The organism is Neobacillus sp. PVCKKU3 (genome assembly GCF_058323225.1).
Genome location: NZ_JBLVQN010000002.1, coordinates 216,241 through 232,010 on the forward strand (window position 1 = coordinate 216,241; position 15,770 = coordinate 232,010).

Below are 15,770 nucleotides of genomic sequence, written 5' to 3' on the forward strand. Positions count from 1 at the left end.
TCTTTTTTATTTTACAGGGGTAGGAAATGAACTATAAATCCAGAATATTTAATGGGATAAATATACAAAAAGGACAGGTGAAAACTGATGAATTTAAAGAAACATCAATTAAATGAATCCACACTAGCATACATAGACGAAGGCGCTGGGAATCCTGTTGTACTTCTGCACGGTTTCTGCGGAAGTTCTCAGTATTGGGAAAAAGTAATTCCTGAGTTGGCCAAACATTATCGTGTCATCGCCCCTGATTTGCCAGGGCATGGGCAATCTTCACCACTAAAGCCCGGATTTTCAATAGACGACCTCGCAGAAAAAATTAAAGAATTATTAGATGCATTAAACATTGAGAAGGTGTCGATGTTTGGCCACTCCCTAGGCGGATACATAACGGTTGCCTTTGCGGAAAAATTTAATTCCTATTTAAATGGATTTTCCCTTGTACACTCTACTGCCTTCCCGGATTCTGATGAAGCGAAAAAGGGAAGAGAGGCAGGCGCCCGAAAAATAAAGGACGAAAGCATTCATACTTTTATTGATGGGTTGGTTCCGAAGCTTTTCTCCCCAGAAAACCTAAATGAAAGCTATGTAGAAAAAGCAAAACAAATTGGATACAACACTTCACCACAGGGAGCAATGGATACCCTTTTAGCAATGAAAAATCGCCCTGACCGCAATCATGTATTACAAAATACCAAAGTACCCGTCATATTAATTGCGGGAGAGCAGGATCAAATTGTCCCAGTTGAAAAAACTTTTTCAGTTTCAAGAACAAACATCAAGCAAGCTATAATAAAAAATGCCGGCCATATGAGTATGTATGAAAATCCAGATGAGCTTATAAAACTTATCACGACATTTTCTTGACAATTTTGACAATTCGGTAATACTTAAAGTTAGATATATATTTTTTCAGGAGAGAGGAGTTACGTATGAAATTACTAACCTTTAAAAAAGACGATGTAGTCAGGCTTGGTGTGAAGACAGACAATGGCATCCTTGACCTAAATCAATCAGGACTTGATTTAAATCTCGAAGATTTAGTAAAAAATGAAAACAGTCTGTCACTTGTGAAAGAAATCATCAATAGCACGGACTCAGAACACTACTTAAGTGAGGCAGAAATCGAATTTCTACCGCCATTACTGAATCCGGAAAAAATTATATGTGTAGGCCTGAATTATCAAAGCCACGTAGAGGAAGCAAAGCTGGTAAATGTACCTGAGAACCCTGTTTTATTTAGTAAATTTAACAATGCTTTAGCAGCACACAGTGAAAATATCCCACTGCCTAAAGTTGGGGAAAAATTTGATTTCGAAGCTGAGCTTGTTATGGTGGTGGGGAAAGAAGCAAAGGATGTATCAGAAGAGGAAGCTCTGTCCTATGTTTTCGGCTATACAGCAGGAAATGATCTATCTGTCCGTGACCTGCAGTTTTTGACCGGCCAGTGGCTGATTGGGAAATCGCCAGACGGATTTGCTCCGATAGGACCGTATGTTGTCTCAGCGGAAGAAGTTGATCCATTCAATTTAAATATTGAATGTAAAGTAAACGGTGAAGTCCGCCAATCATCCAATACCAAACATATGATATTTAATAGTGCCAAAATCGTAAGTTACATATCCAAACATATGACCTTAAAACCGGGAGATTTAATATTCACCGGAACACCTGAAGGAGTTATTTTAGGATTGCCGGAGAATGAGCAGGTATGGTTGAAGCCTGGTGATGAAATGGAAGTCACGATTGAGAATATTGGGACATTAAGGAACGTCTTAGCTTAATCCATTTATATTACAGAAAGAGCAAACCTCAAGATTTTATGATCCTGAGGTCTGTTTTTTAATAAATGCCATTATGTTCAGAATCAGTATAAGTTGCAATCAGGATGACTGCTTTTTGATCTCCGATATTTTTAACAAAATGCGGGACACTCGCATTCCAGCTAAAGGAATCGCCTTCCTCTAACATGTAGGAGTCTTCTCCTTGTTCAGCAAGCACCTTGCCTTCCAAGACTAAATGTGATTCTTCACCCTCATGGGCATTTGCTTCCCCCATTGATGCTCCGGGGGGAAATTCCACACTCATCAATCTCAATCCGCCAATTGATGCGATATGCTCGATTTTCAACTCATTAAAAGAGGAGTAGGTCCGCTCATTTTTTTTGACAACTCGCATGTGCTGTTTTTTCTCTAATAATAAATAAGGTAATGGGATTTCTAAATAATTAGCAATCGTTTGCAAAGTATTGATCGATGGAGAGGTGTTATTATTTTCAACATTGCTAATAAACCCTTTTGAAAGACCTGTGCCTTCACACATTTGGGCAATTGTTATCTTTTTTCTGTTTCGGATAGCGCGAATTTTCGATCCAATATCCAAGTTTTCCACCTCTAACGTTTTCTTATATAGAACTTATTTATATATTAGCAAAAAAATAATTGACAATCCATATAATCTGTTGTTATCTTATAAATAACAAATATTCATATTAAGAAACATATTTATTTTTTTGCATTTCAGTTTTCTTATATGAATCTTTATTTATTATTTAGATACACCGGCTCTCAAATCTTTGGGATTAGTATTTACGTCTATAGCCAACCTATAGATATCAATAATTTAAACTTATAGAAAGGGTGATGGCATTGAAATCATCATTGACTTACGCACTTCTTAAGCCTGGACAAGTTGATCCCGATAAATCCTATCCTGCCTTATTTTTGATGCATGGAATGGGCAGTAATGAACAAGATTTGCTTCCATTAGTTGCCGGTTTGGAAGAGAAATTTTTCATTTTTAGTATCCGTGGTCCATTAATGCAGCCACCTGGCTTCGCGTTTTTTACGATTGAAGGCTTTGGAAAACCGCACCGCGATGTTTTTGATGAGACAGTAGGGAAGATCGCCAATTTTATTGATGATGTTTTAACTGAATATCCAGTAGATCCAAATCAACTATATTTGGCCGGTTTTAGTCAGGGAGCAATTCTTTCGATGACCCTCGCAATAAAGCTGGGTAACCGTATTAAAGGCATTGCCGCTTTAAGTGGGTACATTCCTGGATTTGTAAAAGAAGAATATGAAAAGAACCCGTTAGATGAACTATCGTTGTTTATATCCCACGGTGAATTTGACCAGATTCTTCCATACCAATGGGGTCTTGAAAACGAGGAATACTTTAGAAGTGTGGGAGCAAAAGTCAATTTCCACACGTATCCGGCAGGTCATACTGTCACATTAAAAAATCAACAAGATTTTACAAAATGGTTAGTAAACAAACTAGAAAATTAAACATAATAGGAGAGATGAGAAAATGTTAAAAAAATATGAGGTAAGTACATTCATTTTACGTGTAGTTTTAGGAGCAACGTTCTTTGTCCACGGACTGGTAAAATTTCAAGGCGGAATCGATAATATTGCCGGCTGGTTTGCAAGTATTGGGCTGCCAGGTTTCATGGCCTATGCGGTTGGTCTTATTGAAATAGTTGGGGGTATCGCCTTAATTGTCGGATTTGGAAGCAGAATCGTTTCCGCTTTATTTGTATTGTTAATGGCTGGTGCCATTATTAAAGTAAAATTAGCAGGTGGCTTTTTAGGGAATGGACAAGGTGCTGGTTATGAATTAGATCTTGCACTTATGGCCATGGCTTTATTTATCGCTATCAATAACAGTAAGCTGTTCGCTCTTGACCAACTATTATTTAATAAAGAAAAGAAAGACACTAATATTAGAAAAGCGGCTTAATTAAAGGAGGAATAATTATGCTTCCATCATTATTTATCGCACATGGTGCACCATTACTGGCAATTGAAAACAATGAATACACTCAGTTTTTAAGTCAATTAGGAAAAAATCTGCCTCGTCCAAAGGCTATTGTCATTTTTTCAGCCCATTGGGAATCCCGTTTGCAAAAAGTAAGCGATGTTGAACAATATAGTACCATTTATGATTTTGGAGGATTTCCTCCTGAATTATATACGATTCAATATCCCGCCCAGGGAAATCATGAACTTTCGCAAGAAATAATGGATCTGTTTGCTGCCAATGAGGTTCCGTTTGAAACTGAAATGCAGCGCGGCCTCGACCATGGTTCATGGGTTGTCCTTCGGATGCTGTATCCGAACGCTGATATTCCTGTTATTGCGATGTCGGTCAATTCCCGCTTGTCGCCTGAGGAACAGTATAAAATCGGCAAAACCTTAACCGGCCTACGAGAAAAAGATATCTTAATCATCGCAAGCGGGGGAACTTCTCATAACTTAAGAGCCGTCAATTGGGCAGACAGCGGAGTGGACCAGTGGGCTCTTGAATTTGAAGATTGGCTTGCCTACCATCTGAACCATTGGGATCTAGACTCATTATTCCATTATGATACCTTAGCTCCAAATGCGGAATATGCCGTTCCTCCGTATGGAAGAGAACACTTTATCCCGCTGTTTTACGCGATGGGAGCGGCAGACAATGGGAAAAAAGCGGCCTTGCTGCACCGCAGCTTCCGATATGGAAACTTGACACATAGTGTTTGGCAATTTGGATAATTGTTTATAGATTCAAATTCATTTAACAAGCCGACAGGGAAATGACTATACATTTAGTCCATTTCCCTGTCGGCTTTGGTATTATATAGGAAGGTATACATATCAGTTTTTTGGAGGAATGTTTGGATGGCGAAGACAATTTTCACGAACGGAGCAATCTATACGCTGGATGAACTGCAGCCATTGGCAGAGGCAGTTGTAATAGAGAATGGAAGAATTGTTGATGTGGGTACTCATGCTGAAATGACCCTTCAATGGGGTAGAGATGGGTCTAATGTTGTAGATTTGCAAGGGAGGACGGTTACTCCCGGATTGATTGACAGTCATCTGCATCTTTCTGGCGTGGCCTTTAATTTCTTAGACCTTGATTTAACGGGGGTCAAATCAAAACAAGAAATGCTTGATAAGCTCCGTTCAAAAGCAAACAGCGTTTCGCCTGGAAAATGGCTGGTCGGAATGGGTTGGGATGAGAATTTGTTTACCGAAGGCGGAATTCCGACTCTTCAAGAGCTGGATTATGCAGCACCGCATTGTCCAATTTATTTAAAACGGATTTGCCACCACGCCTTTCTAGTAAACAGCAAGGCTCTTGAAGTGTCTGGTTACCACCCTACCACTGAGGTTCCCGCCGGGGGAACGGTTGTATTAGATCCTATTACGAAAAAACCGACAGGAATGATTTTGGAATCAGCATCTAAACTATTTACCAAACACATTCCGGATAAAAACTACGAAGAGTTAAAAAGCGGTCTAGAAAAGGCAATGAACTTTGCTGTGAAAAAAGGGTTAACAAGTGTTCACACGAATGATCCAGCCTTTTTTGGCGGATTTGAGCAAACCTATAGAATGTATGATGAATTAATTAATCAGGAAGGAAAGGCCTTACGCTGCAATCTATTGATCGATAATCCTTACCTTCAGGCTTTGAAAGCGAAGGGAATGTATGCCGGTTACGGGAATGAGAAATTGAAAATCGGCTCTATTAAAATATTCGCAGACGGCGCTTTTGGCAGAAGAACGGCGCTATTATCCGAGCCATATCATGATAAACCTGATGCGTATGGGGATGCAATGCTTAGCCAAGAAAAACTATATGAGATCGTTAAAAACGCAAGGGATCATGGCATGCCAATTGCGGTACATACCATTGGTGATCAAGCATTGGAAAATGTTCTAGATGTGCTTGAGCAATTCCCGTCGGTCGAGTATCGTGACCGGATTATCCATGTTTCTTTAGTTAGGCCGGATTTGATTAAAAGACTGGCGGTACCGAGCCGGATTGCCGACATTCAACCGAGATTTGTGGTCGGTGATTATCCATGGATTAAGGAAAGATTAGGGGAGAAGCGGGAGCAGTATTTGTACGCTTGGAAATCGCTGCTTGCGGCAGGTGTCATATGTGCGGGTGGTTCTGATGCACCAGTCGAACCTGTGGATCCACTGTTAGGCATTCACGCTGCCGTTACCCGCAGAGCACCATGGGATTCCCATGAAGGCTGGAATGTGGGAGAAAAGCTATCTATACAGGAAGCTGTGAGATTGTTTACGGTTGGTGGTGCCTACGCTACCAACGAAGAAACTTTAAAAGGAACAATTTCTAGAGGAAAGCTGGCGGATATGACAGTTTACTCGAAAAATCTATTCCAACTTGAAGACCCGGATGAACTGCTGCAAACTTCGGTTGAAATGACTATTATTGATGGAGAAATACAATAAAATTAAATTAATTCCTTCCCAATAAATGAAATTGGGAAGGAATTATAAACCCCTATTCATATTTTGGTGCAGAACCCATAAAGAATCCATCAATGAAAGTTGCCATCATAATTTTGCCATCTTGATCTATAAAAGGTACCCCTACAATTGTAATTCCATAAGAATTATGTACGAGTACTTCAGTGTTATTTATCCCTCTCCAGTTATCTCCATCCTTAATAATAGAAAGTTTTGCATTTTTAAATTCCTGACTGCTGATTAAATTAGCAATTATTTTGTTTTTTTGTGCCCCGTAAATAGGAGTAACATCATGACAAGTACAATCTTCATCTTCCGCTGCTTTTACAGGATTACCGGGTGCAGCAAAAAGTGAAAGAGCAATAAATCCACCACAAATAAGGGCTAACATTTTTTTCTTCATACTTTTTTCCTCCTTTAATTAAACTCTGTACTATCATTCTGTTTATTTCGACAATCTCCTCCATAATACCCGGTAATATTTTTGAAAAACACCAAATATATGCCGAAATTGTGTCAGTTGCCCTAAAAGTTGTCAATTTATCCTAAATAAGGTCTAATAGAATTAGTATTTTTGTATCGTAAAGGGGAATCATGTGTGGGGTTTTTTGCAGGTGTTTTAGTCATCTATAATTTACTATTGTTCTATATCGGCTGGAATGGCTGGAAATGGATGAAAACATTTATTATAGAAAAAAAACGGGCAAGGTTTTTCTACTGGCTGATCCTTGTTTTTGTTGCCTATACATTTGTCTACGCCAGGTTTTTGGATGACAGTGCCATCTTTACATGGCTTGGCGGGATTTGGCTAGGGATTTTTTATTATTCGGTTCTACTGCTTCCATTTGTGAATCTTTTTGTATTTTTAACACGGTTTACCCGTATTCAAAAAGAAAAGGTTGTAAAATGGTCCGGTTTTACCACTGTATTAATTATTTCAGGATTATTTACATTAGGCTTATACAATGCCTTTACTCCTGTCGTAAGAACCTATGAAATCAACATTCCGAAGCATGTGGAGGGGGTAAAAGGTCTTAACATTGTCATGGCATCCGACATGCATTTTAGTGAAATGTCGGGTTCAAACCATGCTAAAAATCTCGTTAAGCACATCAATGCCTTGAAACCTGACCTTGTGCTGTTTCCAGGGGATATTATTGATGATGATGTGGATCCTTTTCTCGATAAGGGAATTCCGGATATTTTGAAAAAGATAAAGGCACCGGTTTACGCCTCATTAGGAAATCATGATCGTGAGGCCCCTGGTATTGATCTAATTAAAATTTTTAATAACAGTGGTATGAGGCTGATGGCAGATGAAGTAATTGTTTTAGATAATGGGATTACCTTGGTTGGCAGGAAAGACCGCGGTTATCAGGATGTGGTTAGGATGAAGCTTTCCGATTTAATGAAACAGGTGGATTTATCAAAGCCGGTTATTCTCCTTGACCACCAGCCGTATGATTTGGATGTTGCCGAAAATAATGGAGTAGACCTGATGATGTCCGGACATACTCACCGTGGACAATTGTTTCCAGCTAATTTGATAACAAATAAGATTTATGAAAATGATTGGGGCTACCTTAAAAAAGGACAGCTACATTCAATTGTCACGTCCGGATATGGGTTCTGGGGAACGCCCCTAAGAATCGGTACTCAGTCTGAAATTGTTCAATTAAAAGTAGAGTTTAATCAATGAAATGAGGGCCAAGTTGGTTCTTTTTTTATTGTCTATTGGATGGCAGGATTTAATTAAAAATATATTAAACCTAAGTGTCAAGCAATATGAAAATATTACCATATTACTTGACACTTTTCTTTTTCATAGATTAATATGTAAGCGCATACACTTTTTCTATATGCCTATTTTTCTGAACAATAGAATAGGGAGGGAACATTGTTGAATATTAGTGAAGTTTTGTTTCAAACGGCAAAAGAAATGCCCAATCATGCTGCTATTGTATTTCGGAACGAGAAAATTACCTATCAGGAGTTAGCTGATAAGGTGAAGGAAAAAGCAGCAGGACTTCGAAAGTATGGAATTACAAACGGTTCCCATGTCGGTCTCATGATGGCCAATAAGCCGGAGTATGTAATTGCCTATTTTTCCTTGCTAGCAATTGGTGCCACTGTGATTCCTCTTAATCCTACCTTCAAAGAAAATGAAATAACCTATATTCTAAATGATTCCGATGCTGTTGCCCTTATTGTTGATGAAATTGGCCTTGGTGAAGTTCAAAAGGCTCACAAATCTCTCTCGTCAGTAAAATCTATCTTCAATTTAACCGAAACAGAAGCTTATGTCGCGTGGGAGGAAGTCTCCGGTAAACCAGCAGATTTCTATATTGAACCAAAAAATCAATATGATAATGCCCAAATAATTTATACTTCAGGAACAACTGGCAAGCCGAAAGGGGCATTGATTACGCACGGAAATCTGGGATGGATGTCAGAAACGAGTGCTGACCTTTTGGAGCTAACAAAGGAAGACCGGGTTATTGTCGTTCTCCCATTATTTCATGCGTATGCAAAGCTGCAGGGCTTACTTATCTGTGTGTTAAGAGGGGCTACGATCTACTTAGAAGAACGCTTTATTCCAGATGTTATCCTACAGAAGCTTGCAGACAACCAAATTTCCATTTTCCTCGGTGTTCCTACCATGTACACAATGTTTATCCATTCTCCAAAAATAAAAGAATTAGATTTTTCCAGCCTCAGACTTGCGGGTTCAGGCGGAGCCAGTCTCCCGGTTGAAATTCTAGAAAAAGTGGAGGAGGAAATGGGTGTACAAATCGGCGAAGGCTATGGCCAGACCGAAAGCACTGTCATGATTAGCTGTTTCCCTAGCAATATTGAAAAAGTTCCAGGGTCAGTCGGGGTACCCGTTCCTGGTCTCGAGCTGCAAATAGTCGATCCGAATGGCAGGGAAGTCCCTGTTAACGAAGTCGGGGAAATTATTTTTAAAGGGCCTAACGGCATGAAAGGCTATTATAAAAAGGAAGAAGCAACGAACGAGACGATAAAAGAAGGCTGGGTTTATACGGGAGACCTGGGCAGGAGGGATGAGCGAGGATACCTTTATATTGTTGACCGCAAAAAGGACATGATTATCCGCGGCGGCTACAATGTCTATCCACGTGAAATAGAGGAGGTTCTTTATACTCACCCAAATATTGTAGAGTGCGCGGTAGTTGGCGAATCAGACCCTGTTTTTGGAGAAGAAGTAGCTGCTTACGTTGTGACGAAATCGGAAATCACACCAGACGAGATCACTAGTTTCTGTAAACAGCAGCTGGCTCATTACAAGATTCCTAGAAAAATATATTTTATGAAAGAACTTCCTAAAACAACAACTGGAAAGATTCTTAAAACACCATTAAAAAAGAAATAAATCTCCAACAGTTTGTTCTTTTTTCGATAGGACAAAGAATATCTTTTAAGGTAAATACTTACAAATTGATAGGTTAAAGCTTGGGAGGGAATCTATTTGAGAGCTGCACAAATTATTGAGCAAAGACAGCCATTAAGAATCGGAAATGTAGTTGATCCAACACCAGGTCCACATGATGTGATTGTAAAGGTAGAGGCAAGCGGTGTATGCCGGAGTGACTGGCATGCGTGGATGGGAGACTGGGCATGGCTTGGCCTGAGTCCAGTGCTGCCAATTATACCAGGGCACGAATTTGGGGGAGTTGTTGAAGCCGTCGGAAAAGAAGTAAAAAACTTCAGGCCAGGCGACCGGGTGACGGCACCGTTTCATGAAGGCTGTTCACACTGCTCAAGCTGCTTGAGCGGACATTCTAACCGCTGTGACAATCTGCAAATTTTTGGGTTCGCCCATGATGGTGCCTATGCGGAATATGTAAAGGTTCCGAATGGTGATTTTAATCTGGTCCCGCTTCCAGATGAGGTCGATACAGTGACGGCTGCTGCGATTGGCTGCCGCTACATGACGGGCTTTCATGGTGTGGTGCGTGCCAACTTGAAGCCAGGAAATTTCCTGGTGGTCCACGGGGCAGGCGGTGTAGGGTTGTCGTCAGTTCAGGTTGGAAATGCTATTGGAGCCCAAGTCATTGCGGTAGATGTGGATGATGCCAAATTGGAAATGGCCCGAAAAGAAGGTGCGGTTGCTACGGTGAATGCTCGAAATGAGAATGTGGTGACAGCTGTAAAGGAAATCACCAGGGGCGGTGCCCATGCATCTATTGAAGCGCTGGGAATTCAGGAAACGATCCTTAATTCTGTCCTTTGCCTACGAAAGGGCGGCCGCCATGTGCAAATTGGCTTAACAACCCATAACGAACAAGGAATTGCCGGCCTTCCAATTGATGCAATCACGGCAATGGAATTAGAAATCGTCGGAAGCCTTGGGAATCCACGGTCGGAGTACGATGGATTATTGTCAATGATTGCCCAAGGCAAATTAAATCCACGTTCCTTGGTATCTAGGGAGATTGCGCTAGACCAAGTGAATGACGTCCTCAATGATATGACTAATTTTAAAACATATGGTTTTAATGTCATTACAAAATTTAAATAAGCATTGATTTCGAATAAATAGCCTGGTGTCTGCCGGGCTATTTATTATGTAAAAATCAGCAGGGATATTGCACTCCTTGTTGAAATAGTTTAATAGGTACTGAAAACTTTTAAAGGAGGGTCAACGTAAATGATTTCAACCTTAAGATTCCCAAAACGTTCATATACCGGCTGGGGCTCCATAGCGAAGCTTTTTGAAGAACTGGAGGATATGAAGCCCAGCCGTATACTAGTAGTTACCGACCAAACCCTTGTTAAAATTGGATTGGTCCAACAATACTTATCTCCTCTAAATGAACAATATGATGTTAGCCTTTATACTGATGTTGAGCCGGAACCATCGCTCGCTTGTGCAGAGAGATTGGCGGCGTATGCCCGCGAAGGCGGGTTTGATTGTGTTATCGGTTTAGGCGGTGGTAGTGCATTGGACTTGGCAAAAATCGCTGCCGTCATTTCACAAAATGAGGGTGATACAGCAGATTATCTTAATCTCTCTGGTACACGGAAGCTAAAAACGAGGGGCATCCCGAAAATATTAATTCCCACAACATCTGGAACTGGCAGTGAGGTAACAGATATTGCCGTTGTTTCCCTTGAAGGGACCAAGGATGTCGTAACTCACGATTTCTTACTAGCTGATATTGCAATCGTTGATCCACAATTAACCCTGTCTGTTCCTAAAAGAATAACTGCGGCCACTGGAATTGATGCCTTAACACATGCTGTGGAAGCCTTTCTTTCTGTTAATGCAAACGAGGCAACAGATGCACTTGCCATTAAAGCAGTCGAATTAATCGGTGGCTCATTATGGAATGCTGTTGAGAATGGGGAAGACAAAGAAGCAAGAACTGTGATGAGCTATGGCAGCTATCTAGCCGGACTGGCCTTTTTCAATGCGGGTGTCGCCGGTGTTCACGCACTAGCCTATCCGCTCGGCAGCCAATTCAAATTACCGCATGGAGAGTCCAACGCTGTGTTACTTCCATATGTTATGAAATCGATTTCTTCGAGCTGCAGTGACAAATTAAATCGAGTATGCAGCATATTAACCAATCACGGTGAGGGACAAACTGAAGAGGAAATTTTAACGTTATTTTATAAACTGGTCGAAAGTGTCGGGCTTCCAACGACACTAAAAGAATATGGCATACCAGAATCCAGTCTTACAAGCTTAACTGAAGATGCAATCAAACAAAAAAGACTGCTGGCCCGAAGCCCAAAACCTCTTGGCAAAGATGAAATCTATCAAATTTATCAAATGGCTTTTAACGGCTTAAATTAAAAGGTGGTTATCTCATGTATTTGACCGTAATCGAACCAAGGGTTTCTGAAACTGACGGTGTCGGCCATATCAATAATACGACGATCCCAATTTGGCTGGAGGCAGGCCGAAACAAGCTTTTTAAATTATTCAACCCGGATGATACCTTTCATGACTGGAAGATGATTATTTTAAAAACAAATGTAGAATACGTCGCACAAATTTATTTTGGTAAAGACGTAGAGGTAAAAACGTGGGTGAAAAAAATCGGCAATTCCAGTTTAGAGCTATACGAGGAAATTCATCAAGAGGGCAGACTATGCGTTATTGGTACTGCAGTATATGTGAATTTTAACCTCCAAACGCAGAAATCCGAACCAATTCCTAATGATATTAGACAAGAATTGGAGCTTCATTTAAATGAGAGTATTAATTAATGAGGGGGAATTTAAGTGACACCTCGCAAAATGAAATTTTGGGGATGGGGCTATGAAGATGGCCTGTCCCCTCAGGTTCAGTATCAAGTGGAAGCAGCAATGGCAAAGCGGTTTGGAGTAAGCGAATGGAAGAAGACGCCGCCGCCAGCTATTGCTGAAATATCTCTCAAGCAGCCTCGCATAAACATACCACAATCTCTTCAGCATCTTTGTACGAATGATACCCACGAGCGCTTATCGCACACATATGGAAAATCCTACCGGGATGTCGTGAGGGCTTTTCGTCGTGATTTTACGAATGCCCCAGACATAGTGGCATTCCCCCGTACGGAAACTGAGCTTATTAATATTCTAGATTGGTGTAATGATATTCATGCTGCTGCCATTATTTATGGCGGCGGAACAAGTGTAGTAGGAGGGGTTGAGCCTGAAATTGATGACCGATATTCGGGTTCAGTATCGATTGATTTAAAGAAATTTAATCAAGTCCTAGAAATTGACAAAGTTTCTCGTGCTGCACGTATTCAGGCGGGGATTCGCGGGCCGGCTATTGAAAAGCAATTAAAGGAACAGGATCTAACTCTCCGCTTCTTCCCACAGTCTTTCGAATTTTCCACGTTAGGAGGATGGATTGCTACCCGGGCCGGGGGCCATTTTGCCACCCTGCACACACATATCGATGATTTGGTGCAATCGCTCCGTGTCATTACTCCAAAAGGTGTGGTTGAAACAAGAAGGCTGCCCGGTTCTGGTGCAGGACCAAGCCCTGACAGGATGTTTATTGGCTCTGAAGGTACCCTTGGAATAATCACTGAGGCCTGGGTCAGGCTGCAGGATCGTCCAGTTTATCGGACTGCAGCATCGGTACGTTTCCCAGATTTTCAGTCCGGAGTGAAAGCCGTCCGGGTGTTAAGCCAATCTGGTTTATATCCTTCCAATTGCCGTTTGCTTGATGCAGGAGAGGCGCATGACTCTGGGGCAGGGGACGGTCAAACAGCAGTACTTATGCTTGGCTTTAAATCGCATGATCATCTTCTTGACGTTTGGATGATTAGGGCGTTGGAATGCTGTAAGGAATTTGGCGGAGTATATGGGCAGGATGTTATCAAAACTAGAAGCGATTCTTCTGCAAGCAGGGAAGGTGATGTGGGTACGTGGCGAAATGCATTTATCCAGGCACCGTATCTAAGGGATGTCCTTGTCAGCTTAGGGATTATCGTGGAAACCTTCGAAACAGCAATAACATGGGACCGTTTTGAAGCATTTCATACCGGAGTAATGGAGACGGCCCAAAAGGCGGTTAGAGAAATTTCCGGCCATAACGGATGGGTGACATGCCGAATCACACATGTATACCCTGATGGACCGGCACCATATTACACTGTTAAGGCACTTGGGAAGCCTGGCAGTGAACTGGAGCAGTGGGACGAAATCAAAGCAGCTGTATCTGAGGCGATCATTTCCCTTGGCGGCACGATTACCCACCATCACGCAGTCGGCCGTGACCACCGGCCATGGTATGACAAGCAGCGGCCGGACCTGTTTGCCTCTGCATTAAAATCGGTGAAACGCACACTGGACCCTGGATATATTCTTAACCCAGGAGTGCTCATTGATTAAAGCTGAATATAAGGGCTCCTATGCTACCGATCCGTTGATTTTTTCAAGTGGTGGGGTGCATATAAAGGCTCTATGCTACCGATCGGATGATTTTTTCAAGAATTGGGGCGCATATAAAGGCTCTACGCTACCGAACCCATGATTTTTTCAAGGGTTGGGGCGCATATAAAGGGCCTATGCTACCGATCCGGCGATTTTTTCAAGGGTTGGGGCGCATATAAAGGGCCTATGCTACCGAACCCATGATTTTTTCAAGGGTTGGGGCGCATATAAAGGGCCTATGCTACCCAACCGGCGATTTTTTCAAGGGTTGGGGCGCATATAAAGGCTCTATGCTACCCAACCGATGATTTTTTTAAGCAATCGAGGTCATATAAATTCTCTACACTAAAAAGGCCTTACCCCCGGTGCTTATAAACAGCAGCGCAGGGAGTAAGGCCCTTTTATACTTAATTTCCTTTTACTGTGTAGTATTTTATCGGATCCTTTTCGGACTCCTTCAGGACTTCTGAGATTGTGTTGGTGATGCTTTCCGGTCCTTGGGCATCCAAACCGGTCTCCCACATCATCATTCCGCCCATGCCGTGGTCAAGGGCCAATCTCGTTTTCTTCTTCATCGTTTCATCGCCGTTATAATAGTAGGTGGTACCATTCATTTGGACTGTATCAGCACCTGCATTGGCTGGGTTCTGATTTAAAATTGCTCCGAATGAAACCTGCTTTACTTTTGGATCCTCAGGCTGGGCATACAGCGGTACCCCAAGCACTAATTTCTCCTTTGAAATATTATATTTATCAAAAAGTCCTGTCCAATAGCTTACGATTTTTTCAGTGAATGGGTATGGAGATAGGTTAGCCGCATGGTAGCCGTCATCCCATTGTCCGTCATAGGCCATAATGTTTACATGGTCCACGTATTGAAACATTTCTGGCTCATATTTAACAAAGGCAATTTCCGTTAACGTAACTGCATGAATCATTGAATAAACTGCAATTGAAAGCTCTTTGTTTTTAGGGTGAAGCTGTTCGCTTAATTCTTTCGCAAACGCAGACAGATTTTGAGCATCCTCTGTAGAACGAGGGTGTTCAAAATCGATATCGATCCCGTCCAAATTTTCTCTATCAGCAATTCCAGTTAGCTCATTTACTAGTCTTGTCCGCGATTCCGGATTTGAAATGGCCGTTTTGAAATAGTCATACGATTCTCCGCCTTTAATGTGATACCATCCACCAATGGCTAAAATCGCCTTCGTATTATGTTTTTTCGCATTTGTGACCATTCCCCGCAAGTTACCAAGTGCAGTATCGCCGTTAAGCAAAATTCCGCCATCCTTGGTCGGATGCACAAAAGAGAAGATTACATGGGACAACTTGTCATATTCGACCGTATTTGGGTCACGAAAATCTTGTACATATCCAATGAGAACTTTTGAGTGCGCTTTTTCCACTTCAGGAACTGCTTTTTCTTGTGGTTTTAAAGAAGATTTGGGTGATTGATCTATTTTTACTATATTTGCATTATGCTTGTTTGCGGAAAAGGATAATCCGGCAGCAATTCCTCCAATAAAGGTAAGTAAGATTACCAGCGCAAGGAGGACTTTTCGTTTATTCATCGCTATCTTCCTCCTATAAAATTATGAC

The 15,770-nt window shown here is 41.4% G+C and carries 15 protein-coding genes; 12 read left to right on the plus strand and 3 right to left on the minus strand.

The window, feature by feature from the left end:
• The first annotated feature begins 87 nt into the window (after positions 1 to 87).
• Positions 88 to 864, plus strand: coding sequence for an alpha/beta fold hydrolase (locus tag ACNQGS_RS02625; protein WP_491486001.1), 777 nt, complete (start codon positions 88 to 90; stop codon positions 862 to 864).
• Positions 865 to 929: 65 nt separating this feature from the next.
• The gene (locus ACNQGS_RS02630; RefSeq protein WP_491486002.1) at positions 930 to 1,781 is read left to right on the plus strand and encodes a fumarylacetoacetate hydrolase family protein; all 852 of its coding nucleotides are present in this window, start codon (positions 930 to 932) and stop codon (positions 1,779 to 1,781) included.
• A 58-nt stretch (positions 1,782 to 1,839) separates the two neighbouring features.
• Here the strand turns inward: ACNQGS_RS02630 and ACNQGS_RS02635 are convergent, their stop codons facing one another.
• A complete protein-coding gene (locus ACNQGS_RS02635) occupies positions 1,840 to 2,379 on the minus strand; it encodes a helix-turn-helix domain-containing protein (RefSeq protein WP_491486003.1) in 540 nt (179 codons plus the stop codon).
• A gap of 260 nt (positions 2,380 to 2,639) precedes the next feature.
• Between ACNQGS_RS02635 and ACNQGS_RS02640 the strand changes: the two genes are divergently transcribed.
• The 4 genes from ACNQGS_RS02640 (at position 2,640) to ACNQGS_RS02655 (ending at position 6,254) form a co-directional block, all read left to right on the plus strand.
• A complete protein-coding gene (locus ACNQGS_RS02640; RefSeq protein WP_491486004.1) occupies positions 2,640 to 3,290 on the plus strand; it encodes an alpha/beta hydrolase in 651 nt (216 codons plus the stop codon).
• 22 nt (positions 3,291 to 3,312) lie between these two features.
• Positions 3,313 to 3,744 carry a DoxX family protein gene (locus ACNQGS_RS02645; RefSeq protein ID WP_491486005.1) on the plus strand — a complete coding sequence of 144 codons (432 nt, stop codon included), beginning with the start codon at positions 3,313 to 3,315 and terminating at the stop codon, positions 3,742 to 3,744.
• A gap of 17 nt (positions 3,745 to 3,761) precedes the next feature.
• Positions 3,762 to 4,538 carry a dioxygenase family protein gene (locus ACNQGS_RS02650; protein WP_491486006.1) on the plus strand — a complete coding sequence of 259 codons (777 nt, stop codon included), beginning with the start codon at positions 3,762 to 3,764 and terminating at the stop codon, positions 4,536 to 4,538.
• A gap of 126 nt (positions 4,539 to 4,664) precedes the next feature.
• On the plus strand, positions 4,665 to 6,254 hold the full coding sequence (locus ACNQGS_RS02655; RefSeq protein WP_491486007.1) for an amidohydrolase: 1,590 nt from the start codon (positions 4,665 to 4,667) through the stop codon (positions 6,252 to 6,254).
• Between the two features lie 52 nt (positions 6,255 to 6,306).
• Here the strand turns inward: ACNQGS_RS02655 and ACNQGS_RS02660 are convergent, their stop codons facing one another.
• Positions 6,307 to 6,675 (minus strand): hypothetical protein, encoded by a 369-nt coding sequence (locus ACNQGS_RS02660; RefSeq protein WP_378581737.1) that lies wholly within the window; start codon positions 6,673 to 6,675, stop codon positions 6,307 to 6,309.
• A 195-nt stretch (positions 6,676 to 6,870) separates the two neighbouring features.
• On the opposite strand from ACNQGS_RS02660, the gene ACNQGS_RS02665 reads away from it, so the two are divergent.
• The 6 genes from ACNQGS_RS02665 to ACNQGS_RS02690 all read left to right on the plus strand — a co-directional run bounded on the left by ACNQGS_RS02665 (position 6,871) and on the right by ACNQGS_RS02690 (position 14,129).
• Positions 6,871 to 7,971, plus strand: coding sequence for a metallophosphoesterase (locus ACNQGS_RS02665; protein WP_491486008.1), 1,101 nt, complete (start codon positions 6,871 to 6,873; stop codon positions 7,969 to 7,971).
• Between the two features lie 201 nt (positions 7,972 to 8,172).
• Complete coding sequence (locus tag ACNQGS_RS02670) at positions 8,173 to 9,663, plus strand: long-chain-fatty-acid--CoA ligase (RefSeq protein ID WP_491486009.1); 1,491 nt, start codon at positions 8,173 to 8,175, stop codon at positions 9,661 to 9,663.
• Positions 9,664 to 9,759: 96 nt separating this feature from the next.
• Complete coding sequence (locus tag ACNQGS_RS02675; RefSeq protein ID WP_213140032.1) at positions 9,760 to 10,812, plus strand: zinc-dependent alcohol dehydrogenase family protein; 1,053 nt, start codon at positions 9,760 to 9,762, stop codon at positions 10,810 to 10,812.
• Between the two features lie 129 nt (positions 10,813 to 10,941).
• A complete protein-coding gene (locus ACNQGS_RS02680) occupies positions 10,942 to 12,093 on the plus strand; it encodes an iron-containing alcohol dehydrogenase (protein WP_491486010.1) in 1,152 nt (383 codons plus the stop codon).
• 14 nt (positions 12,094 to 12,107) lie between these two features.
• Complete coding sequence (locus tag ACNQGS_RS02685) at positions 12,108 to 12,509, plus strand: acyl-CoA thioesterase (RefSeq protein WP_491486011.1); 402 nt, start codon at positions 12,108 to 12,110, stop codon at positions 12,507 to 12,509.
• 15 nt (positions 12,510 to 12,524) lie between these two features.
• Complete coding sequence (locus tag ACNQGS_RS02690) at positions 12,525 to 14,129, plus strand: FAD-binding oxidoreductase (RefSeq protein ID WP_491486012.1); 1,605 nt, start codon at positions 12,525 to 12,527, stop codon at positions 14,127 to 14,129.
• A gap of 449 nt (positions 14,130 to 14,578) precedes the next feature.
• Here ACNQGS_RS02690 and ACNQGS_RS02695 read toward each other — a convergent pair whose 3' ends face one another.
• Positions 14,579 to 15,742, minus strand: a complete 1,164-nt coding sequence (locus ACNQGS_RS02695) for a glycosyl hydrolase family 18 protein (protein WP_491486013.1) — start codon at positions 15,740 to 15,742, stop codon at positions 14,579 to 14,581.
• Positions 15,743 to 15,770: the final 28 nt, after the last annotated feature.